The organism is Chromatiales bacterium (assembly GCA_024234935.1).
Lineage (GTDB): Bacteria > Pseudomonadota > Gammaproteobacteria > Steroidobacterales.
Genome location: JACKNI010000004.1, coordinates 48027 through 69399 on the forward strand (window position 1 = coordinate 48027; position 21373 = coordinate 69399).

Consider the following 21373-nt stretch of genomic DNA (forward strand, 5'->3'; position numbering starts at 1 on the left):
AGGCTGCGTGCCATGAGCCGGCTTGAAGTGGGCATGGTCATGGAGCCCTCGGCAGGGTACACGGCGAAGCTGGCAGCCGAGATCGAGGCGATGGGCTTCGATGCCTTGCTCTGTCCCGATACCCAGTGCCTGAGTCCTGATCCATATGGTCAGCTCAGTCTGGCCGCTGCACAAACGAAGCGACTCTTCCTCGGTACCGGTGTCACCAATCCCTGTACCCGTGATTCCTCGGTGACTGCCGGCGCGCTCGCGACTTTGCAGCTCGAGTCCGGTGGCCGTGCGCGCTGTGGCATCGGCCGGGGCGATTCTTCTGCCGCACATATCGGCATGCGCAACGCCACCACGGCTGAGTTGCGCAGCTATATGGAGCAGGTGCGTGCCTATCTGCGTGGCGATGAAGTGATGCGGGGTGAGACCCGTTCCCGCATGCGCTGGATCCAGCCCGGCGAATTGCCGCCGGTGCCGATCGACCTGGCCTGCACGGGTCCCGCCACCATTCGTCTGGCTGCAGATGTCGCCGATCGCGTGAGTTTTGCCGTGGGCAGTGCGCCCGAGCGCATCAAGTGGGCGCTGGAAACCCTGAACGCGCGCCTTGCGGAAACGGGCCGGGATCGGGCCACGCTGAGCGTGGGTGCCTTCGTCAACCTGGTCTGTGATCCGGATGAGCAGCGCGCAATCGAACTCGGCCGGATGATTTCCGGCATGGTCGCGCATTTCGCCGGCATGCGGAATTCACCGACGGAGCACCTGCCGCCGCAACTGAAGGCGCTGGCGGTGCAGATGAAGTCCGGTTACGACATGGCTCGCCACGCACAGCATGACGGCAAACATCTGGGCATGGTCGATGATGCCTTCGTCGACTGGTTTTCGATCTGTGGCCCGCCGGCCAAGTGCCTGGAGCGATTGCAGCTGGTGATCGGACTGGGGCTCGATCACGTCCATATCCTCGGTGGATCGCCGGTCCCGGCACCGCACGGCGCGCGTCAGGCAGCGCTGGTGCAGCAGACCCGTCTGTTCGCCGAACAGGTGTTGCCGGAGTTGCGCTGAAAAAAAAAGGGCGCCAAAGCGCCCTTTCTTGTCTCTGGCCGTTACCAGCCGTTGTCATGCCGTGGTGAAACTCAGTAGTTCACCTTGAAGTTCAGCATGTACTCGGCGGGCGGCAGCGGCGTGCGCATATTCGTGAACCCGTTGGCAAAGAGCCCCGACACATTGTCTTCCTTGTCGGTGATGTTCTTGCCAGTCAGTACGACTTGCCACTTGCGGTCGTCGGCACCAAAGCCGATGAAGCCGTTCAGGCGGGTATAGCTGTCGATCTCGACCAGATTCCGCGCGTCGTTGTAGTAGTTGTCCGAATGGAATACGTCAAGGCCATAGAAGAAGGCCAGGCTGTTTTCAAGCGGGATGCTGTAATCGAATCCGACCTTGCCCTGCCATTTCGGATTTGAGGCCAGCTCGTCGGTCGGCACGGCGCAGGGCGGTGTGGGGTCTGCGTTGCAGGAGTCACCGAGTCCGCCCGGCGGCGACAGCGGATCCACGGAGCCGAAGTCACTCTCCTGGACACCCAGGTTGGCATAGACGTTCAGCCCCTCGATCGGCGCCCAGAGCAGTTCCAGTTCGACGCCATAGACATCGACATCGCCGATATTGGCTGTCGGGAAACCGCCGGCGTTGTTGGTGACGACCTGTTGAATATCGTTGTACATCGCGTAGAAGGCGGCGGCGTTGAAGCGCAGGCGGTTGTCGAAGAAGTCAGCCTTCCAGCCAGCCTCTATGCTGTCGACCGTTTGTGGATCAAAGGGTGTGGCGGCACAGGCCGCAGTCAGATCGCCGAAACACAGCGACTGGAATCCACCTGACTGGTAGCCCTGGGTAAAGCTCAGGTAGACCAGCTGGTTTTCGTTGAGCTGGTAATTGACCGCCAGTTTGCCGGTGACTTCGTCCCAGTTTTCGTTGAGATCCACGGGCCCGCCCTGGCAGAAGATGCCGGTGCAGCTGATCTGGTAGTCCTTGTCATCCTTGGTCCAGCGCAGTCCACCCGTGACTGACAGCGCTTCGGTCAGCTGATAAGTGCCTTCGCCATACACCGCGTAGCTGCGGGTTTGGCTGTTGCTCTCCTCGGCGAAGAGGAAACCGCCGGCTCCGGTATAGGACTGCGAGCCGTCTTCGTCCAGATAGTAAAGGCCCAGTTGCCAGTCAAGGCTGTTGCCCAGCTTGCCAAGCAGCTGGAACTCCTGGCTGATCTGGTCGAGACTGGAGTCAGAGCCGATCAGCAGGCCAGTCGTGCCGGCGCTGTCATCAACGCCGCCGCCTGCCAGGTCGAAGCCGAAGCGGTCATCGACATTGGCGTAGCCCGTGATCGATTTCAGGGTCATGCCGCCGAAGCGGAAACTCAGGGCAAGATTGGCACCATTCTGGTCTGACGCGCCGTAATTCACGCCGTCCGGGTCGAAGTTGGCATAGAAGCCGCCCAGCGGAACGCTGTCTGGCGAGGCAGGGTCGTAAAGGGCATTGGGGCCGGTATTCTGGAACGGGGTATACGGCACGCCGTTATAGCCATCGTTTTCAACGTCCGCTGCCCATGCAGTCACCACGGCGTCGAAGTTCTCGGTGCCGTACCAGTGCAGTTTCGCGCGGGCAGCCTTGTTCTTGTATTCGCCGGGACTTGAGCCCGTCAGCGGATTGTTCTGCCAACCCTCGTTGCGGTTCTCATAGAGCATCGAGATGGACCCGGCCAGGGCCCCTTCCTCGATCGGCCCGCCCACCGATCCGGTGAGCTTGGTGGTTTCATAGTTGCCGATTCCGACCGATACGTTGGCCCAGCGATCGTCACCCGGCGTGCGGGTGATGATCTTGACGGCACCGGCAATGGTGTTGCGCCCGTAAAGGGTCCCCTGCGGGCCGCGCAGCACCTCAAGGCGTTCCACATCCGACAAGTCGAGGTTCACGCTCGCGAGCCGGCCGAAGTAGACGTCATCGAGGTAGATGCCGACCGGTGATTCGGAAACGTTGAACCCCGGGTTCTGCACGCTTGCGCCGCGGGAGTGCAGCTGGATCGCCTGTGCGCCGGCCGTGACGGTATAAGTCTGAAGGTTCGGGATGTTCTGGCCGATGTCCTTGACCATATCGATCTGCCGGTTTTCGATCTGGCTGATATCGAAGGCACTGACCGCGAGCGGCACTTCCTGCAGGTTCTGTTCACGTCGCTGGGCGGTGACGACGATTTCCTCGACGGCAGCGCCGGCCGGCAAGCTGGCGGCGAGGACGGCAATTGCTACAGGCACGGCTACCGATAAACGCTGGTTCATGGCAAAGGAGTCCCCGAATCCGGAAATGCAGGCTCTTAAGATAAGCGATCCGCGTCAGCGAGTCGATTGCCCCGGCGTGCCGGTCATCAGGCCAGCGAGCAGCTAATCATGCCGTCGTCCTGCCAGGGGGAGACCTTGAGCTTCACGCCCATGGCTGCGCCATAACCGAGCAGGCGGGGCGTGGTCCAGGTCTCGTGGATTTCCTGCGATGTCAGATCGAACTGTCCGATCTTGCGGCATTGGGCAAGTACCCAGCCAAAGGGGTCTTTCCAGGTCCGGCTGTTGCCGTCACCGGTGCTGGTCAGCGCCAGCGCATAGTGACAGGCGGTGCGATCGAACAGTGCCACCAGGGCGATTTCCGGGTGGCCGGTTTTCTCGATGATCTGCTTCATGCGCAGGTTGATCGGTGCCATCGTCTTGATGTCGTGGGCGATGTACTCGGCGAGCAGTCCCTGGTTCTTGGCAAACTGGATAGCCAGCAGGTGCGCCTTGACCAGCGGATCGTTCATTTCGTGCGCATAGCCGGCGTGATTGCCGAGCATCTTCAGCAGTATCGACATCGAGAGGCCGAGTTCTGTTTCCCGGCCCTCGAAGCCGCTCAGCGTCTTGTACTGGTTTGCAGTCCCGGCGGCGGCCTTCGGCGCGTGCGGCGGAACTTCGGCGATGACTGGCGAGGCTGCAGGTGCATTGGTCATGACGGGTCCTCCTGAAAGTCTGCATTCTGGTCCGGGTCGCAGCGCAATATTCGCTTGTGTTTGATGCGTGGCCACCGTGCGAACATCGGCTTGCGGGGCGAGCCGTTCGGTGGAACTATGCACCTCAATATCCTGATCCGCTCCTGTTCGCAATATCAAGGAAAAAAACCATGGCGCAGACAACGGCAGCCAGCAACTACGCAGGTGTCTGGGACAACCGGCTGGGCTTCGGCCGGAAGACGGCACTGATCGTTATCGATCTGCTGCAGGGCTACACGCTCAAGGGCGCGCCGTTGTTCGCGCCAGGTGTAGTCAAGGCCGTCAAGGAGATGCCGGAACTCCTGAAACTGGCGCGTCAGCACAAGATGCCGATCATTCACACCCGGGTGTTCTACAACCCGTCCGACTTCATTGATGGCGGCATCTGGATCAAGAAGGCACCGGTGCTGAAGAGCCTGGTGCCGGGTAACAAATTTGCACAGTTCTGCACGGGTGTGGAACCCGGCAAGGGCGAGCTGGTTATCACCAAGAACTACGCGAGCGCCTTCTTCGGTACCTCGCTCGCCGCCACGCTGACTGCAGCCGGCATCGACACGCTGCTGATCACTGGCTGCACGACCTCGGGCTGTATTCGTGCGACGGCAGTGGATACCGTGCAGAACGGCTTCCGGCCGATCGTGATCCGCGAATGCGTCGGCGACCGGCATGACGGCCCGCATGAAGCCAACCTGTTCGACATCAATGCCAAGTATGGCGATGTGATCAGCAAGGCCGAGGCGCTCAAGTACATCCGGAGCCTCAAGTCCGGCAAGAAGGCGCGTTGACAAAAACTGCAAAAGGAAAAGCCATGGTCACCAGAACCGATCGCAGCAAACTCACCCAGAGCCCGCACTATGACTATGTGCCGATCATCGACCGGCCAAAGTTCAAGTTGCCTAAGGGCGCCCGCGTGGCAGTCATCCCGTACATCAATATCGAGCACTTCCCGCACAATATTCCCGGTACGGCAATCATTCCCGGCACACAGCAGTTCAATCCGGATCCGCTGAACTATGGCTGGCGCGATTACGGCAACCGGGTCGGCTTGTGGAGGATGATGGAACTGATGGACCAGATCGGCATGCGTGGCACGGTCTGTCTCAATTCCGAGATCATCCGCGAGTACCCGCGGATCGTGGAGGAGGCCAACAAGCGCAAGTGGGCGTTTATCGGCCACGGCATCAACAATGCGCCGGCCAACTTCCTGTCGGGTATCGACGAGAAGAAGGAACGGGAAATCATCGGCGGCGTGCTCAAGGCAATGGAAAAGGCGATTGGCCGCAAGACCAAGGGCTGGCTCTCGCCCTTCCTGACGCACACCAACAACACGCCGAATATTCTTGCTGATCTCGGCGTCGAGTATCTGTGCGACTACACGGCTGACGACCATCCCTTCCCGTTCAATGTGAAGAAGGGCAGTCTGATTTCCGTGCCGTATACCGTGGAGCTGAACGATATTCCGGCCTTCGCCAATGTCGGTGTCAGTTCCGAGGCCTTTGGCGATATGATTGTCGACCAGTTTGATGTGCTATACAGTGAAGGCGCAGATAACGCCCGCTGCATGCCGATCTGCCTGCATACTTTCTGGGTCGGTCAGCCAAACAAGTTCAAGCACCTCAAGCGGGCTTTTGCGCATATTGCCAGCCACAAGGATGTGTGGCTCACCACCGGCGATGACGTCAACGATTGGTATCGCAAGAAGTAGGAATTGCGGCTGCAGCCGCTCCAACAGACCGGAGTTTCCAAAGATGGCCAAACGCGTACAAGACACCAAGCCCGCGCGCAAAGCGGAAGCGCAGAGCTGGATAAAGGAAAACATTGCGGAGCAGAAGAAGCGCTACGCCGCGATCGTCAAGGAGCAGGATGAGCTTGCACCCCAGCGTGAGAAGTGGGTGGCCGAGTTCCTGCGCATCGTTCAGACCCGGGGCTTCAATGTCAGCGGTGACATGAAGCGGGTGATCAAGCCCAGCGAGATCGCCAAGAAGCCGAAAGGCAAGCACCAGGTTGTTTTTTAAGGAGAAGTCCCCGTGGCACGACCGCATATAGAGCCGTACGTAGAGCTCGACCATCCCTTCAAGAAGTTTGACCTGACCGGCTTCAAGGGCAGTCACTACAAGGTGCTGTCCCTCGACAAGGACACCGGTGCCTGCACGCTCAAAGTCCGCTTTGACGGCGGCTTCAAGCGCAAGCCCGGCCTCAGCTACTCGGATTCCGAGATCTTTGTCCTCAACGGCAAGGTCAAGGTCGGCAAGGAGGTCTGGGTCGAGGGCCACTACGCCTTCATTCCGGCCGGCATGGCGATCGGTGCCATCGAGGTGCCGCAGGGCGCGGAAGTGCTGCTGATGTTCAACGACAGTGAGCCGAGCTTTGCCGAGTCCAGCCGGCATCATCCGCTGACCATGGCGGATGCCTTTGCCTCGGTCAACAGCTATGAAGACCGTCCCTGGGCGCCCGGCAATCTCGTGTCGCCTTCCGTGGCTTCAGGATGCCTGATCAAGGTGCTGCACTATGATCCGCTCACCGAGGCGATCAGCTTCCTGTACTGCATGACCCCGCAGTTTGCCCAGGACAACATCAGCTATCACGACAGCGCTGAAGAGTCGTATCACATCTGGGGTACGTCATGGATGATGCAGTTCGGCGAGCTGCCGACGGGTGGCTACTTCTGGCGTCCGCCGTATATCAACCACGGTTCATTCCGCTGCAAGTACGGCACGATTGCCTTCGGCCGCACTGATTCGATCCTGTTCAACTACTTCCATTTCAATCCGTGGACGAACCCGGACGAGAACAAGCTGCGTGCAGCGGCCAACCTGTATCGCAAGCGCCCGGCACTCTATAACTGGGTGATGTCGGATGGTCACAACCATCCGCATGGTCCGACCGACTTCGAGAATCCTGACTATGTGAACGACCCCCAGGTGCGCCTGCTGCACGGCGAGCCGGTTGGCGGGCATGTCGGCAAGAAGCGGCGGAAGTAGGAGTTTTGCATGACAACCCGTCGTGATTTTGTATCGTCCTTTGCCACCGTCGGCGCCGCGGGCGCAGCGGCACTGGCGATGGGAGCTACCGGTCCGGCGAGAGCCGATGCGCCGGCGGCGCTGGGCACTGCGATGGGCAAGGGGCTTGATGGCCCGTATGTCGACTTGCGTACCGGAAAGGGAAACCAGAACGTCTACGCCCGGATTCAGGGTGATCTGGATTTCGGCAAGGAGAAGCACGGCTGGTACAAGGGTTTTGTATCAGCGGTGCGGCCCGACCAGAAACTCAAGGATCTCTTTGGTTTCGAGGGTTTTGGTTCGGTCAAGCTGGAGCAGATGCCGGATGGTTCCATCCGGCGCATCCTGCGCGAAGTCGGCCTCTATACCGACCTGAAATCGGGTGAAGTGCTCGATGAGTGGTACAACCCGTACATCGATGAGCGGGTTCGCGTGGTGCATGTCGCCAACGATCCCTTCAATTACCTCATCGAGGAATACTTTCCCTTGCCGCCCACGTTCGGCAATCTCAATGCGGAGAAGCCGCCGCGCGTGCCCTTCATCCTGCCCTGGCAGCAACGCGGCAGCCGGCTGGATATGGAGATCCACATCCATCTGAATTACCCGAATGCACTCAAGCCCGATCAGTGGCCGCGCGAGTCGAGCGGCAAGTTCGTCCGGGTCTCGGAGTTCTTCGCGCATCATCTCAATCTCGCGGATGTACAGAATCCGAAGATGACGAAGCTGCCCTATCACGGGGTCTGGAATCGTGTCACGCCGTGGCTGCCGTGGATGCTGATGGGGCAGGCGCCGGGGCACTGCCAGTACGCCTGTTTTATGGGTTCAGGTGAAAGCCTCGAGGAGATCCACTCCCGCAAGGTACTCGACTATGTGGAGAAGCATTACCCCACGTATTTCAAGGCACCTGACAAGTGGTCCGATGTGAGCCTCTCAAGCCTTGAGAACTACGCCCGCGAGCAGAAACCGGCTGCGCCGAAGCCGAAATAACCCCACCCAGGAGCGGCTTCTGTGGGAGCGGCTTGAGCCGCGATCCCATGCATCAAATCGCGGCTGAAGCCGCTCGCACGGCCCAGGGACCCCCATGCCGATTCTGTTTCTTACCATCCTCCTGTCCGGGATGGGATTCGGGTTGATCCTGCCGGGCTTTCCCTTCGTGGCGATGAAGCTGGGCGCCTCATCGGCGGTGGCAACGACGATTATCGGTCTTTACGCCGTTGGCCAGGTGCTGTCGACGCCGATCTGGGGCCGGTTTTCCGATCGTTATGGGCGGAAGCCGCTGCTGCTGATCAGTATCGCCGGCGGGCTGGTCAGCTATCTGATCCTGGCCTTCGCATCGAACCTTTGGATGCTCGGCGCCGGCCGGTTGTTGACGGGATTGATGGGCGGAAGCCTCGCGCTCGCCATGGCCTATGTGTCAGATCTGACCCCGCCTGAGCAGCGCGCAAAATCGATGGGCTATGTGGGCGGCTCGCTGAGCATGGGCTTTATCCTCGGGCCGATGCTCGGCGGTCTGCTCGGCGGCAGGGATGCGGCCAGTGCGACCCTGCTGTGGCCTGGCCTTGCCGCTGTATTCATCAATGCCGTCATGCTGATCGGTGCAACGTTCTTTCTGAAGGAGAGCCTGCCGCCGGAAAAGCGCACAAAGGCCGGCGGCAACAAGGGTCCCGGCGGCTTCGCGGCTTTGCGACTCGTGCTTGCCCGGCCGCTGCTGGCGAGGATCGTCCTGGTCGGCTTCATGGCTTATCTGGCCATGGCGCTGTTCGAATCGATCTTTCCGTTCTGGGCTGGCGCACGTTTTGATTGGGGGCCGCGCCAGATCGGCCTGACCTTTACCTATCTTGGTACCATCGTCGCCATCATCCAGGGTGTGCTCATCGGCCGCCTGGTGCCGATTTTCGGTGAGGGCAGGCTGCTGATTGCGGGGCTGGTCTGCTATATCTCCGGCCTGTTGATCATGACCCAGGCGCCGGTCTGGCCGCTGATGGTCTTTGGTATCAGCTTTACGACAGCCGGCAGTGCGCTGTACATGACGACCGTGACCAGCCTCGTCTCCCAGCAGGCAGGCGAGTCCGAGCGCGGGCTGGTGCTCGGTACCTACAACTCGGGCAGCTGGGCAGGCCGGGCGCTGGGCCCGCCGCTGACCGGGCTGTTGTTCGACGTATTCGGGGTAAATGTCCCGCTATACACCGCGGCGCTGATCTTGTTGCCATGCATTGTTATCCTGCTCGGCATCGTCGCGCGGACCGCAAACAGTCGCTGAGCGCAAATCCGCTTGGCCATGGCCAGCGAAGCGCATATATTCCGGGCAACAAGGTGTCGCATGCCGCGCAAGCCCGGCAGGCCTGAACCATCCAGTTTGAGGAAGTCTGTATGTACATTAATTTCTGGTACCCCATGGCGACCACAGCAGAACTCACCGATCAGCCGCGCAAGGTACGCGCGCTCGGTCAGGATTTTGTGGTGTTCCGGGATTCGCAGGGCAAGGCTCGCTGCCTGGCCAATACCTGTACGCACCGCGGCGGCTCGCTGGCGGGCGGCAAGATCAAGGGCGACTGCATCCAGTGCCCGTATCACGGCTGGCAATTCAACGGCGAGGGCGAATGCCAGAAGATCCCGTCGCTTGGTTCGAAGGCCAACATTCCGGCCCGCACGCGCATCGACGCCTATCCGGTCGACGAGCGCTATGGACTCGTGTTCGCGTTTCTCGGTGATCTGCCCGAGGCGGAACGGCCGCCGATCCTCGAAGTGAAGGAATGGGAGCAGGAAGGCTGGCGGACGACGCTGCAGCACTATCAGCTCAATGGTTACTACGAGCGTTCCATCGAGAACGGTATCGATCCCGCGCATAACGAATATGTGCACGACACCCATGGATTCAGCGGCGAGCGCGAAGAGGAATACAAGATCGGCGACATGCGCATTGAGGATCACGCGCCGTGGGGCCGCGGTTTCTGGCATACCTTCCAGGCGCCACCGTTGCAGGGTGATCTGAAGAAATACCGTGCTGGTGAGGGTTCCCTCGATGCGGGGACCGGATATCACGGCACCAACCAGGTCTGGACGTTTATTCACCCGGGGCCGAATTTCTTTATCCACCAGTATCTCTATGAGCGGCCGATAGACGAGAAGACCACCCATCTCTACCTCGTCTGCGCACGAAACTTCTCGCTGGAAGAAAAGACCGATGCCTACGTCATCGAGCGCAACCAGTACGTGGCCAACCAGGATGTGAAGATCATCGAGGAATTGCATCCGATGGTGACGCCGGACAAGAACACCAAGGAGTTCATGGTTCCGTCTGACCAGGTGATCCTCGACTACCGGGCCAAGCAGAAGGAATGGGCCGCCAAGGGCTGGAAAATCGACATGCTGGCCGTCGCAGCCAATGGTGGGCGGGCCGCATATGCCGTGCCGAGTCCGGCACGCCGTCGCCAGAAGGGCTGGGTGCTGGATGCCATACCGCTGGTGGATCCGGCGAGGTATGCCGACAAGCGCGACGAGATCAAGGCAGTCGTCTGAGCCGGGTTCAGGGGAGTCACGCATGGATCGCCGAGATGAGGGTGCCGGTATCGACCGGCGCGAGCTGATCCGCAATAGTGCGGCGTTTGCTGCGATGGGCACGCTGGTGGGACGGATTGCAGCAGCCGCTGAAGGTGAACCGCTGCAGAAAGCCGCCGGCCAGCAGCCTACGGTGCTCATCACCGGCGCCAGCCGGGGAATCGGCCTGGAGTTCGCCCGACAATACGCGGGGCGCGACTGGCGGGTGATCGCAACTTGTCGCAATCCTGGCAGCGCTGAAGCCCTCCAGGCGCTGAAGGCGCAACATGAGAACCTCATCATCGAGCCTCTGGATGTGGTCGATCATGCCGGTATCGACGCCCTCGCCGCACGCTATGCAAACCAGTCCATAGATATCCTGCTTAACAATGCCGGCATCGGCGGCGGCATGGAAAACCAGCTGTTTGGCCGGCTGAACTATGCAACCTTCAACGAGGTGATGGCTGTCAATGCGGTCGGTCCGATGAAGGTCTGCGAGGCCTTTGTCAAACATGTCGAGGCGAGTCGTCTGCGCAAGATGATCACGGTCTCGAGTAACCAGGGCTCGATTGGCAGCGTCGATGCCGCGCGTCTGTACTGGTATCGGTCGAGCAAGTCGGCGGTGAACATGCTGATGGTCAATCTGGCATTTCAGATGAAGAGTCGCGGCATCGTTGTCGGACTGGTCACGCCGGGCATGACCGATACTGATTTCATGAAAGGTCTGCCGAAGAGGATGCTGCGTCCGGTTGCCGATGCGGTGACTGACATGGCGCGCGAGATAGACCGGTTTGACCTGTCCATGACCGGTCAGTTTCTGGATACCAAAGGCCAGATCATTCCCTGGTAAAGCCGGGGTTTCTCCAGGAGAGTCACGATGAACCGAAGATACAGCCGCAGCTTCACGCTGCTTGCCGCACTGTGTGTGGCGATTGTTGCCAGCGCGACGGCACGCGCTGATGACTATGTGCCGACGGTGCTGGTGACCGGTGCCAACCGCGGTATCGGCCTGGAGTTGACGCGACAATATGCAGCGCGGGGCTGGCAGGTGATTGCCACGGCGCGCAAGCCCGCCGAGGCAACGGAACTCAAGGCAATTGCGGCAGACAGTGAGGGCAAGGTCAGCATCGAGACGCTCGATGTCACCGACTTTGCTGCCATCGATGCGCTGGCGGCGAAATACAAGGACAAGCCTGTCGATGTGCTGTTCAACAATGCGGGGATTACCGGTGGCGGCAGCAACCAGCTGTTCGCCAGGAACATGGAATGGCCGACTTACGAAATGGTCCTGCGCACCAATGTCATCGGCCCGCTGAAGATGGCGGAAGCCTTTCTGCCCAATGTACTGGCGAGCCAGCAGAAGAAGATCAGCAACGTATCGAGCAGTCAGGGTTCGATCGCTGATACGAAGAACGCGATGCTGTATTTCTATCGTCCGAGCAAGGCTGCGCTCAACATGGAGATGCACCTGCTGGCGATCCAGCTCAAGAGCCAGGGCATTTCAGTGGCCCTGATCGATCCGGGTCCGGTGGATACGGACATGATGAAGATGCTGCCGAAAAAGATGCTGCGTCCGGTGGAAACAGCTGGCAGCGACCTGATCCGCATCACGGATCAGCTCAGCCTGGAAAATACCGGGACCTTCTGGACCTTCGATGGCAGCGTTCTGCCCTGGTAGAGGCAGGAGCGGCTAAAGCCGCTCCTGCCTCCAGCTGCCCTTACAGGTCGTCTTAGCCGGGGTATTGCGCGAGACCGGCGAGTGAGCGCTTGACGCCGGTTTCGGCCTTCGCGCCGAGGGTGCCGGTCTGCATGTCGAATTTCGCAACCGTACCGGTGAAGAAATTGCCGAGCAGCAGTACGCCGGGTTCCTGCAGCGGTATGACGGTCGCCCAGCCGGGTCCGGGCAGATCCCAGCTCTTGATGACTTCCGCATTGGCCTTCAGGTGATCGAGCTTGAAGCCGGTCTTGAAGTTCGCCTTGATGTACAGCAGCGTGCCATCCGGCAAGTGCTGCGCCAGCAAGGCCATTTCGCCAGCGCCCGGCTGCAGCGTGATCAGGTCGGGCAGCTGTTTGTCGGCGACGATGTCGTACTGGAAAACCCGCGTACCGGTCTCCGACACATAAACCAGGGTCCTGTTGTCAGGAGCGAGGCTTGCGGTGGTAACACCGAGGAAACCGGCCATGCCACCGTGGGTCTCGGTCGCATATTCTTTCAGCAGCTTGCCATCCGGCGTGAACTTGAAGACGTGCCCGTCACCAAAAAGGTCACTGCCCGGCATCTTCGCCAGAGTCGTGCCGAGCGGCCGTTCCGGCGGCAGCTTGATGGTGTTGCCGACCAGGTGCTCGCCCAACAGGATGTTGCCATCGGCGGTGAAATTCACGTTCGAGAAGGCCCGGTCCGCGAATCTTATCCGCGGCAGCTCTTTTCCGTCCGGGCCATAGCGCAGCACGGTATGTGTATTGGTGTCGAAAGCCCACAGGGTCTTGTCAGGACCGAAGCGGAGTCCGCTGATCAGGTGGGTGGTGCCGGCGGTCCAGAGCACGCCCTTTTCGTTGAGGTTGCTGTCGTACTGGATGATCCGGCCGTCGCCGGCATGGTCGTCGTCGGCGCGGTTGAGCAGGGTAGCGCCGACGAAAATGTCGCCCTTTGCGAAGGGCTTGATGGTGGATACGTTAGCCATGGGTGTTTCTCCGGACCTGTAGACAGACTGGCCATTCTACAGGGCGGATTCCGCCGTCATCAGTCCTTGCCGAAAGGCCGGCCGGGTTGCCCGTTACGTGGCCGGCACACTATGCTTCGCGCATGGATAGCCAGATTTACAACGTCAACGTCCTTGCCCGCACCACGCTGCCGACCCCGGCCGAGGTCAAGGCGCGGTATCCGCTGACCCCCGCGCTGGAGGGTTTTGTGCTGCGCAACCGGCGCACCCTGCAGAACATCATCGATGCGCGCGATCCGCGCCTGTTTGTGGTCGTCGGACCCTGTTCGGTCCACGATGTCGCTGCGGCGATGGATTATGCCAGGCGGCTCAAGCCACTGGCCGATGCGCTCAGCGATACGCTGGTACTGGTCATGCGCGTCTATTTCGAGAAGCCGCGCACCACGGTCGGCTGGAAGGGCCTGATCAACGACCCGGACATGGACGATTCCTTTCATATCGAGAAGGGAATCGGCATCGCGCGCAAGCTGCTGCTCGACCTCGCTGAACTCGGGCTGCCAACCGCTACCGAGGCGCTCGATCCGATCATGCCGCAATATCTGGGTGACCTGATTACCTGGAACGCGATCGGCGCGCGCACGACCGAATCCCAGACGCATCGGGAGATGGCGAGCGGACTGTCCACGCCTGTCGGTTTCAAGAATGGTACGGATGGTTCGCTGATGGTCGCCATCAATGCGCTCAAGTCAGCACGCCAGCCACATCATTTTCTCGGCATCAACGAGGATGGCCGCTCGGCTGTCATGCAGACGCGCGGCAACAACTATGGTCATGTCGTGCTGCGTGGTGGTGCCGGACGTACCAATTACGATTCGGTGAGCGTGGCCCTGTGCGAACAGGCCCTGCACAAGGCCGGTCTGCCGGAACGCATCGTGATCGACTGCAGCCACGGCAATTCGAACAAGGATCCGGCGCTGCAGCCGCTGGTGGCCCGCGACTGCATCGAGCAGATCGTCAATGGCAACAAGTCGATTATCGGCCTCATGCTGGAAAGCAATATCGAGGCCGGCAACCAGGAGATTCCCGCCGACCGCAGCCGGTTGCGTTACGGTGTTTCAGTGACCGACGGCTGCATCGATTGGGCAAGCACCGAGAAGACCCTGCGCGAACTCGCGCTCCTGCTGCGTCCGGTAATGCAGGCCCGCAAGAGCGCCTGAGCGCAGTATCCCGCGAGTCCGGGCGCCTTCAGCGCAGCACGACGGTCTTGCTGCCGTTGACGAATACGCGGTGTTCGATATGCAGCTTCACGGCCCGCGCCAGCGTGATTGACTCCACATCCCGGCCGGTCGCTGCGAGGTCATCGGGCGACATGGTGTGGTCCGCGCGCTCAACCGTCTGTTCGATGATTGGCCCCTCATCCAGATCCGCCGTCACATAGTGTGCCGTGGCACCGATCAGCTTGACGCCACGCCGGTGCGCTTCGTGGTAGGGCTTCGCACCCTTGAAGCCGGGCAGGAAGGAGTGGTGAATGTTGATGATGCGTCCCGGGTATTGCGCGCAGATCGCCGGTGACAGGATCTGCATGTAGCGGGCAAGCACGATCAGTTCGGCCTTCGTGTCGCCCGCGATATCCATCAGGCGTTCTTCGGCCTCCTGCCTCGTTTCTGCCGACACAGGTATATGGAAATACGGCACCTTGTGCCAGCTGGCAAGACCAGCCAGATCCATGTGGTTCGAGACGATGGCCGGAATCGCCATCTTCAGGGCGCCGGTACGGTAGCGGTACAGCAGGTCGTTGAGGCAGTGATCGTAGCGCGAAGCCATTATCAGCACCCGTGGCAATACCGCCGTATCGTGTACCTGCCACTCAATGCCGAACTTCTGCGCGATATCCGCAAAGCCGGCGCCAAAGCCGGAGCGCGAGAAACTGCCGTCCGGTGAGGCAAAGCGGGTTCGCATGAAGAATGTGCCGGTATCGCGGTCACCGAAATGGGATGACTCTTCGATGAAGTATTTCCGGGAGGTCAGGTAGCCAGCGACTGCCGCCACGATGCCGATCTTGTCCGGGCAGACAACCGTCAGAATGTATGAAGGCGCGGGATTGTTCATGTCATGCTCTGTGTCTGCGTGCGGAAATGGTAGCAGGATCGACGCGGCTGCCGGGATTGGTCAGAATCCCGCCAGGAACAGGATCACCGCCATGAATGACAGGCAAATCGATGAGGCCCGGAGCTTTCTGGCTGCCTGGCCGGATACCCGGACAGTCGAGCTGCTGTTGCCAGACCTCAACGGCATTCTGCGCGGTAAACGCATCGGCCGCCGTGAACTGCTGTCACTCTGGCGTGACGGTATTGCTTTTCCGGCTACCGGCATCCTCCTCGACAGCCGCGGCGCGCTGATCGACGGCCTGCGCTATGGCTCGGATGACGGTGATCCCGATCATGTCTGTCGCCCGGTTCCCGGTTCGCTGGCGCCGGTACCCTGGGCGAAGACCCGTCCCGGCCAGTGCCTGGTTGCGCTGGAACACCGCGATGGCCAGCCATTTTTCGCTGATGGCCGGCATGTGCTGGCCGCAGTACTCGGCCGTTTCGCTGCACTCGGTCTCACGCCCGTGGTTGCCGTGGAGTTCGAGTTCTACCTGCTGGATGACACCACCGGCGAAGTGCCGCGGGCGCGGCAGGGGCGGGTGCCGGGCACCCAGCGCCGGCCGTCCGGGCCGCGAGTCTACAGCCTTGAGGATCTGCACGATCTGGATCCGCTGTTTTCGGAAATCATGGCGGCCTGCGAAACGCAGCGCATTCCGGCCGGCAGCATCGTGTCGGAATATGGCGCTGGCCAGTTCGAGGTCAACCTCCACCATGTTGCTGATGCCGTTGCCGCCTGTGATCACGCGATCCTGCTGCGGCGTCTGATCCGCGGCGTTGCGCGGAAACATGGCCTCGCTGCGACCTTCATGGCGAAACCCTTCGCAGACATCGATGGTTCCGGCATGCACGTGCACCTCAGCCTCGTGGATCGCGAGGGACACAACGTGTTTGCGCCTCAGCCGCCGGTTTCAGCGCCGGAGAGGTACGCGCAGATTCTCCGGCATGCCGTCGGCGGCCTGCTCGCGGCGATACCGGAATCCCTGGCCATCTTTGCGCCGAACGCAAATTCCTACCGGCGCATCCGGCCGGGCTGCTTTGCGCCCATCGCACCGAACTGGGGTGTCAATCATCGCCACGTCGCGGTGCGTATCCCTGTGTCGGACGACCAGAACCTGCGTCTGGAGCACCGTGTCGCCGGTGCGGATTGCAATCCCTATCTGGCAATGGCGGCAATCCTCGCTGGTGTACATGCCGGACTGACCCGGAACATCGAGCCGCCGCGCATGATCCGTGAGGGCGAAGTGATGGAAGAGGCGACCAGGCTGTCGCCGCGCTGGGAGTCCGCGCTCGACGCCTTTGATGCCGGGACACTGTTGCCGGAGTATCTGGGCACCGAGTTCTGCCGCGTGTTCAGCCTCGCGCGCCGGCATGAGGCGGAAGCCTTTCACGCGCAGGTCAGCAACCTGGACTACGAGTGGTATCTGGGGACGATCTGATATCAGCCAGGGGGAATGATGCGCCCGGCCCCGGCGAAATGCGTGCGCCAGTACGGGGTGCTGAAGTCATCGAGGGAAACGCGGCTGCCGCCATTGGGCGCATGCACGAAGCGGCCTTCGCCGAGGTAGATGGCCACGTGCGACGTCCTGCTGCGGTCGCGGAAGAACAGCAGGTCGCCGGCGACCGCCTCTTCAAGCGTCAGCGGGGTTGATGCGGCGAGTTGTTCGGCCGCCGTGCGCGGCAGTTTGAGGCCGACATTGGAATAGGCGTATTGCACCAGGCCACTGCAGTCGAAGCCGGCCGGCGTGCTGCCGCCCCACAGATAGGGCACCCCGACCATCTGCATCGCCGTGAATACGACCTGTGTGCGCAGCGGGTCAGGCAGCGGACTAAAGGGTGGCGAGACAGGGATGGGTATCCGGGTTACCGGGTCCGGAGCCTGGGGGGGTCCGGCGCACCCCGCCAGAAAGAGTCCGGCAACACAGACGGCCGGCGCTGCATGCCGACAAAGCCACGCGTAAAGCGGGCGCTGGTGCTGATGGTTGTCCCGGCCTGTGCCCATCCGGCCTCCCCGATTCCACGCCAATCTTAACCCGTTGACCCTGCTGTACTGCGCCTGATGGGGTCACATAAGTACGTTCCGGGCCACGAAATCGCAATCCGGTCCCGGTTTCTCCCCTATAATTCGCGACCTTTCGTTTCCCCGGCACCCCCGATGAATATCTCCGTGACCAAACCGACCGACAAGCTGCGCAATATTGCCATCATCGCGCACGTCGATCATGGCAAGACCACGCTGGTCGACAAGCTGCTGCGCCAGTCCGGCACCCTGGACGCGCGCTTCCAGCTACCCGACCGGGCCATGGACTCGAATGACCTGGAGAAAGAGCGCGGCATAACGATTCTTGCCAAGAATACCGCAATCACCTGGGGCGACTACTTCATCAACATCATCGATACGCCCGGCCATGCCGATTTCGGTGGCGAGGTCGAGCGCGTGCTGTCGATGGCTGACAGCGTGCTGCTCCTCGTCGATGCCGTCGACGGGCCGATGCCGCAGACCCGCTTTGTCACGCAGAAGGCCTTTGCCTTCGGTTTCACGCCGATCGTCGTGATCAACAAGATCGACCGCGATGGTGCGCGCCCGGGCTGGGCGCTGGATGCAACCTTCGAACTCTTTGACCGGCTGGGCGCGACCAATGCCCAGCTCGACTTCCCGGTCATCTACGCATCGGCGCTGAACGGCTACGCGGGTCTTGAGTCCACCGTGCGTTCAGGTGACATGACGCCGCTCTTCGAGGCCATCGTCAAGCACGTCGCGCCGCCGAAAGTCGATCCGGACGGTCCCCTGCAGTTGCAGGTTTCCAGTCTCGATTACGACTCCTACGTGGGCATGCTCGGCATCGGCCGCATCACCCGCGGCCGGGCGGTTGCCGGCACGACCGTGAGCATCGTCGGTGCGAACGGCAAGGTGCGAAGCGGGCGCCTGGGTGAGTTGTACGGCTTCCTCGGTCTCAACCGCTACAAGGTGGAATCGGCCAGCGCCGGCGATATCGTTGTGTTCAGCGGCATCGAGGAACTCTTTATCTCTGATACCGTCTGCGACCGCGAAGTGCCGGAAGGACTGCCGCCGCTCAAGGTGGATGAACCGACCATCAGCATGACCTTCTGCGTGAACAAGTCGCCGTTCGCCGGCAAGGAAGGCAAGTTCCTGACCAGTCGCCATATCAAGGAGCGGCTTGAGCGCGAGCTGAAACACAACGTGGCATTGCGCGTGGAATCCACCGAGGATCCGGACAAGTTCAAGGTGTCCGGCCGCGGCGAGCTGCATCTGTCGATCCTCATCGAGAACATGCGTCGCGAAGGCTATGAGCTGGCCGTTTCCCGGCCCGAGGTGATCGAGCAGGAGATCGACGGCGTCGTCTGCGAACCCTGGGAACAGCTCACGGTTGATTTCGAGGAACAGTTCCAGGGCGCCGTGATGAGCCGCCTTGCCGAGCGCAAGGGCGAACTGCTGAGCATGACGCCGGATGGCACCGGTCGCCTGCGTCTTGAATACCGTATTCCGGCCCGCGGACTGATCGGCTTCCGTACCGAATACCTGACCTGCACCTCGGGTACCGGGCTCATCTATCACGTCTTTGACAACTACGCTCGCCGCGTTCCGGCCTCGATCGGGCAGCGTAATAATGGTGTGCTGATTTCCATGGTAGCGGGCAAGGCACTGGCTTATGCGCTGTTCAACCTGCAGGAACGCGGCCGCCTGTTCATCGGCCATGGCGAGCCGGTCTATGAAGGTATGATCTGCGGTATACACAGCCGGGGCAGTGACCTGGTCGTCAACCCGACCAAGGCCAAGCAGCTGACCAATATCCGCGCCGCCGGAACGGATGAGGACCTGTTGCTGACCCCGCCGATACGCCTGTCCCTCGAGCAGGCACTGGAGTTCATCGACGATGATGAGCTCGTCGAGGTAACGCCCGCAAGTATCCGTTTACGCAAGAAATTATTGCTGGAAACCGATCGTCGCCGGGAGTCCCGTCAACGCGCCTGATCGCTTTGCTACTGCCGTCAGGAAGCACACACGAGCCAGAGAACGATGTCTGAATATCACGGTCCCGTCCGCGAAATGCTGTTTGTGATCCGCGAGCTTGCGGGCCTGGACCGGATCGCGCGCCTGCCCGGGTGTGAAGAAGCGACGCCGGATCTTGCCGAAGCAATCCTTGAGCAGGCAGCACAGCTTGCCGGTGGCGTCATTGCACCAACCAACACCATCGGCGACCGCCAGGGCAGCCGGGTCGAGAACGACAGCGTCATCGTTCCTGAAGAATTCAAGACTGCCTATCATGAGTATCAGTCGGGTGGCTGGGCTGGCGTGACCGCGCCCGCCGAGTATGGCGGGCAGGGCCTGCCGTTTCTGCTCGGCGTCGCCGTCGAGGAGATGTGGTGCTCGGCAAATCTCGCCTGGTCGCTCTGCCCCTTGCTGACCGAGGGCGCTGCCCGTGCCATCGAGGCCCATGCTTCGGAAGCGCTGCGCAAGGCGTATCTGCCGAAGATGGTGGCGGGCGAGTGGACCGGCACCATGAACCTGACCGAGCCGCAGGCCGGCTCGGATCTCGCGGCCCTGCGTACCCAGGCGGTTCCCGAGGGCGATCACTACCGGATCACGGGGCAGAAGATCTTCATCACCTGGGGCGACCACGACATGACGGAGAACGTCGTGCATCTGGTGCTCGCACGGTTGCCGGACGCGCCGCCCGGCGTGCGCGGTATCTCGCTGTTTCTGGCGCCGAAGTTCCTGCTGAAGGCCGACGGCACACCCGGCGAGCGCAATACCGTGCGGCCGGTATCGGTGGAGCACAAGCTCGGCATACACGGCAGTCCCACCTGCGTGATGGCCTTCGAGAACGCGGTCGGCTATCTGGTCGGCGAACTCAACAACGGCCTCCCCGCGATGTTCACCATGATGAATCACGCCCGGCTCGGCGTGGGTCTCGAAGGCGTGGCGGTCGCCGAGCGGGCCTATCAACAGGCGCGTGACTACGCGCGCGAGCGTGTACAGGGCAAGGTGCCCGGGCAGAAGGGGCGGGTGGCGATCATGCAGCACGCCGATGTGCGGCGCATGCTGCTGACGATGAAGGCCTATATAGAGGCGATGCGCAGCATCGCCTATGTCACCGCTGCCGACCTCGATATCAGTCTGCGGCATGCTGACGCGGCAACACGCGCCCTGCATCAGGCTCGCGTCGACCTGATGATTCCGGTGGTCAAGGGCTGGTCGACCGAGGTCGGCCAGTTGCTGACCTCGCTGGGCGTGCAGATACACGGCGGCATGGGCTATGCCGAAGAAACCGGTGCCGCCCAGTATCTGCGCGATGCGCGCATCACCACGATCTACGAAGGCACCACCGGCATTCAGGCCAATGACCTGGTTGCGCGCAAGATCCTGCGCGATGGCGGGGCTTCGCTGACGGCTTTGCTCGCGGAAATGCAGGCCACCGATGCGGATCTCGCCCGCCATCCGGCGCTCGCAGCGGTGCGCAAGGCGCATGCCGAAGGCTGCGCCAGCGTGGAGGCGGCCGGCCGATGGCTCGCTGCAAACCACGCGAAGAATCCGGCGGTACCGGGTGCGGTCGCTTACAGCATGCTGATGCTGCTCGGCACGGTCACCGGTGGCTGGCAACTGGCGCGCGCGGCAGTCATCGCCAGCGAGAAACTGGCAGCGGGTGGTGCGGAGAATGCTGCCGAGAAAGACTTCCTCGCGGCAAAACTGATCACCGCTGACTTCTACGCCGGACAGTTCTCGCCGCTGGCCACGGCTTACCTGCGTGCGATCGAGGCGGGGGCCGACGCGCTGGTGGCCTTTCCTGACAGTCAGTTCTGAGGGGTCCCGGGCCGAAAGTTTCGAAGTAGATAACGGGAGCCGCACGAACTCACGACTTTCGTGGCTCGACAGCAGCAATCAGGCGCCGGTAGGGTTGCTGTCACGTTATGGAAGAAACCCCTGACCTCCAACCCGGCAGTTTCGAGCCCGTCCGCGGCCGCCTCAAGGAA

Annotated in this window: 19 protein-coding genes; 14 read left to right on the top strand and 5 right to left on the bottom strand. The window is 61.4% G+C overall.

Annotation, left to right across the window (positions count from 1 at the left end; translation table 11 throughout):
• Window positions 1-12 precede the first annotated feature (12 nt).
• Window positions 13-1047, top strand: a complete 1035-nt coding sequence (locus H6979_09980; GenBank protein MCP5140173.1) for an LLM class flavin-dependent oxidoreductase — start codon at window positions 13-15, stop codon at window positions 1045-1047.
• A 71-nt stretch (window positions 1048-1118) separates the two neighbouring features.
• On the opposite strand, the gene H6979_09985 is transcribed toward H6979_09980, so the two are convergent.
• Complete coding sequence (locus H6979_09985) at window positions 1119-3305, bottom strand: TonB-dependent receptor (protein ID MCP5140174.1); 2187 nt, start codon at window positions 3303-3305, stop codon at window positions 1119-1121.
• Window positions 3306-3391: 86 nt separating this feature from the next.
• Window positions 3392-4000: a hypothetical protein gene (locus H6979_09990; protein MCP5140175.1), complete on the bottom strand. Its 609-nt coding sequence runs from the start codon at window positions 3998-4000 to the stop codon at window positions 3392-3394.
• A gap of 170 nt (window positions 4001-4170) precedes the next feature.
• Between H6979_09990 and H6979_09995 the strand changes: the two genes are divergently transcribed.
• The 9 genes from H6979_09995 to H6979_10035 all read left to right on the top strand — a co-directional run bounded on the left by H6979_09995 (window position 4171) and on the right by H6979_10035 (window position 12253).
• Window positions 4171-4824, top strand: a complete 654-nt coding sequence (locus H6979_09995) for an isochorismatase family protein (GenBank protein MCP5140176.1) — start codon at window positions 4171-4173, stop codon at window positions 4822-4824.
• A 23-nt stretch (window positions 4825-4847) separates the two neighbouring features.
• Window positions 4848-5744 (top strand): polysaccharide deacetylase family protein, encoded by an 897-nt coding sequence (locus tag H6979_10000; protein MCP5140177.1) that lies wholly within the window; start codon window positions 4848-4850, stop codon window positions 5742-5744.
• A gap of 43 nt (window positions 5745-5787) precedes the next feature.
• Window positions 5788-6054, top strand: coding sequence for a hypothetical protein (locus H6979_10005; protein ID MCP5140178.1), 267 nt, complete (start codon window positions 5788-5790; stop codon window positions 6052-6054).
• Between the two features lie 12 nt (window positions 6055-6066).
• On the top strand, window positions 6067-7020 hold the full coding sequence (locus H6979_10010) for a DUF4437 domain-containing protein (GenBank protein MCP5140179.1): 954 nt from the start codon (window positions 6067-6069) through the stop codon (window positions 7018-7020).
• Between the two features lie 9 nt (window positions 7021-7029).
• Window positions 7030-8025, top strand: coding sequence for a DUF1838 family protein (locus H6979_10015; GenBank protein MCP5140180.1), 996 nt, complete (start codon window positions 7030-7032; stop codon window positions 8023-8025).
• 94 nt (window positions 8026-8119) lie between these two features.
• Window positions 8120-9298 carry an MFS transporter gene (locus H6979_10020; protein ID MCP5140181.1) on the top strand — a complete coding sequence of 393 codons (1179 nt, stop codon included), beginning with the start codon at window positions 8120-8122 and terminating at the stop codon, window positions 9296-9298.
• A 110-nt stretch (window positions 9299-9408) separates the two neighbouring features.
• A complete protein-coding gene (locus H6979_10025; protein MCP5140182.1) occupies window positions 9409-10557 on the top strand; it encodes an aromatic ring-hydroxylating dioxygenase subunit alpha in 1149 nt (382 codons plus the stop codon).
• Between the two features lie 22 nt (window positions 10558-10579).
• Window positions 10580-11425: an SDR family oxidoreductase gene (locus tag H6979_10030; GenBank protein MCP5140183.1), complete on the top strand. Its 846-nt coding sequence runs from the start codon at window positions 10580-10582 to the stop codon at window positions 11423-11425.
• Between the two features lie 117 nt (window positions 11426-11542).
• Window positions 11543-12253 carry an SDR family oxidoreductase gene (locus H6979_10035; protein ID MCP5140184.1) on the top strand — a complete coding sequence of 237 codons (711 nt, stop codon included), beginning with the start codon at window positions 11543-11545 and terminating at the stop codon, window positions 12251-12253.
• Window positions 12254-12305: 52 nt separating this feature from the next.
• On the opposite strand, the gene H6979_10040 is transcribed toward H6979_10035, so the two are convergent.
• Window positions 12306-13256, bottom strand: a complete 951-nt coding sequence (locus H6979_10040) for a hypothetical protein (GenBank protein MCP5140185.1) — start codon at window positions 13254-13256, stop codon at window positions 12306-12308.
• Between the two features lie 122 nt (window positions 13257-13378).
• Here H6979_10040 and H6979_10045 point away from each other — a divergent pair, with 122 nt between their 5' ends.
• Window positions 13379-14452 (top strand): 3-deoxy-7-phosphoheptulonate synthase, encoded by a 1074-nt coding sequence (locus H6979_10045; protein ID MCP5140186.1) that lies wholly within the window; start codon window positions 13379-13381, stop codon window positions 14450-14452.
• Window positions 14453-14480: 28 nt separating this feature from the next.
• On the opposite strand, the gene purU is transcribed toward H6979_10045, so the two are convergent.
• The gene (purU, locus tag H6979_10050) at window positions 14481-15344 is read right to left on the bottom strand and encodes a formyltetrahydrofolate deformylase (GenBank protein ID MCP5140187.1); all 864 of its coding nucleotides are present in this window, start codon (window positions 15342-15344) and stop codon (window positions 14481-14483) included.
• 91 nt (window positions 15345-15435) lie between these two features.
• Between purU and H6979_10055 the strand changes: the two genes are divergently transcribed.
• Window positions 15436-16818, top strand: a complete 1383-nt coding sequence (locus H6979_10055) for a glutamine synthetase (GenBank protein ID MCP5140188.1) — start codon at window positions 15436-15438, stop codon at window positions 16816-16818.
• 2 nt (window positions 16819-16820) lie between these two features.
• On the opposite strand, the gene H6979_10060 is transcribed toward H6979_10055, so the two are convergent.
• A complete protein-coding gene (locus H6979_10060; GenBank protein MCP5140189.1) occupies window positions 16821-17165 on the bottom strand; it encodes a C40 family peptidase in 345 nt (114 codons plus the stop codon).
• Between the two features lie 369 nt (window positions 17166-17534).
• Between H6979_10060 and typA the strand changes: the two genes are divergently transcribed.
• Both typA and H6979_10070 read left to right on the top strand, forming a co-directional pair.
• A complete protein-coding gene (gene typA / locus H6979_10065; protein ID MCP5140190.1) occupies window positions 17535-19373 on the top strand; it encodes a translational GTPase TypA in 1839 nt (612 codons plus the stop codon).
• A gap of 45 nt (window positions 19374-19418) precedes the next feature.
• Window positions 19419-21203, top strand: a complete 1785-nt coding sequence (locus H6979_10070; GenBank protein ID MCP5140191.1) for an acyl-CoA dehydrogenase — start codon at window positions 19419-19421, stop codon at window positions 21201-21203.
• Window positions 21204-21373: the final 170 nt, after the last annotated feature.

What these genes read in the sequence shown, in the direction of transcription:
- H6979_09985 (MCP5140174.1), bottom strand. Translation starts at nt 3,305, where the DNA reads ATGAACCAGCGTTTATCGGTAGCCGTGCCTGTAGCAATTGCCGTCCTC.
- H6979_09980 (MCP5140173.1), top strand. Translation starts at nt 13, where the DNA reads ATGAGCCGGCTTGAAGTGGGCATGGTCATGGAGCCCTCGGCAGGGTAC.
- typA (MCP5140190.1), top strand. Translation starts at nt 17,535, where the DNA reads ATGAATATCTCCGTGACCAAACCGACCGACAAGCTGCGCAATATTGCC.
- H6979_10045 (MCP5140186.1), top strand. Translation starts at nt 13,379, where the DNA reads ATGGATAGCCAGATTTACAACGTCAACGTCCTTGCCCGCACCACGCTG.
- H6979_10020 (MCP5140181.1), top strand. Translation starts at nt 8,120, where the DNA reads ATGCCGATTCTGTTTCTTACCATCCTCCTGTCCGGGATGGGATTCGGG.
- H6979_10055 (MCP5140188.1), top strand. Translation starts at nt 15,436, where the DNA reads ATGAATGACAGGCAAATCGATGAGGCCCGGAGCTTTCTGGCTGCCTGG.
- H6979_10060 (MCP5140189.1), bottom strand. Translation starts at nt 17,165, where the DNA reads ATGCAGATGGTCGGGGTGCCCTATCTGTGGGGCGGCAGCACGCCGGCC.
- H6979_10005 (MCP5140178.1), top strand. Translation starts at nt 5,788, where the DNA reads ATGGCCAAACGCGTACAAGACACCAAGCCCGCGCGCAAAGCGGAAGCG.
- H6979_09995 (MCP5140176.1), top strand. Translation starts at nt 4,171, where the DNA reads ATGGCGCAGACAACGGCAGCCAGCAACTACGCAGGTGTCTGGGACAAC.
- H6979_10070 (MCP5140191.1), top strand. Translation starts at nt 19,419, where the DNA reads ATGTCTGAATATCACGGTCCCGTCCGCGAAATGCTGTTTGTGATCCGC.
- H6979_10000 (MCP5140177.1), top strand. Translation starts at nt 4,848, where the DNA reads ATGGTCACCAGAACCGATCGCAGCAAACTCACCCAGAGCCCGCACTAT.
- H6979_10025 (MCP5140182.1), top strand. Translation starts at nt 9,409, where the DNA reads ATGTACATTAATTTCTGGTACCCCATGGCGACCACAGCAGAACTCACC.
- H6979_10030 (MCP5140183.1), top strand. Translation starts at nt 10,580, where the DNA reads ATGGATCGCCGAGATGAGGGTGCCGGTATCGACCGGCGCGAGCTGATC.
- H6979_09990 (MCP5140175.1), bottom strand. Translation starts at nt 4,000, where the DNA reads ATGACCAATGCACCTGCAGCCTCGCCAGTCATCGCCGAAGTTCCGCCG.
- H6979_10015 (MCP5140180.1), top strand. Translation starts at nt 7,030, where the DNA reads ATGACAACCCGTCGTGATTTTGTATCGTCCTTTGCCACCGTCGGCGCC.
- H6979_10040 (MCP5140185.1), bottom strand. Translation starts at nt 13,256, where the DNA reads ATGGCTAACGTATCCACCATCAAGCCCTTCGCAAAGGGCGACATTTTC.
- purU (MCP5140187.1), bottom strand. Translation starts at nt 15,344, where the DNA reads ATGAACAATCCCGCGCCTTCATACATTCTGACGGTTGTCTGCCCGGAC.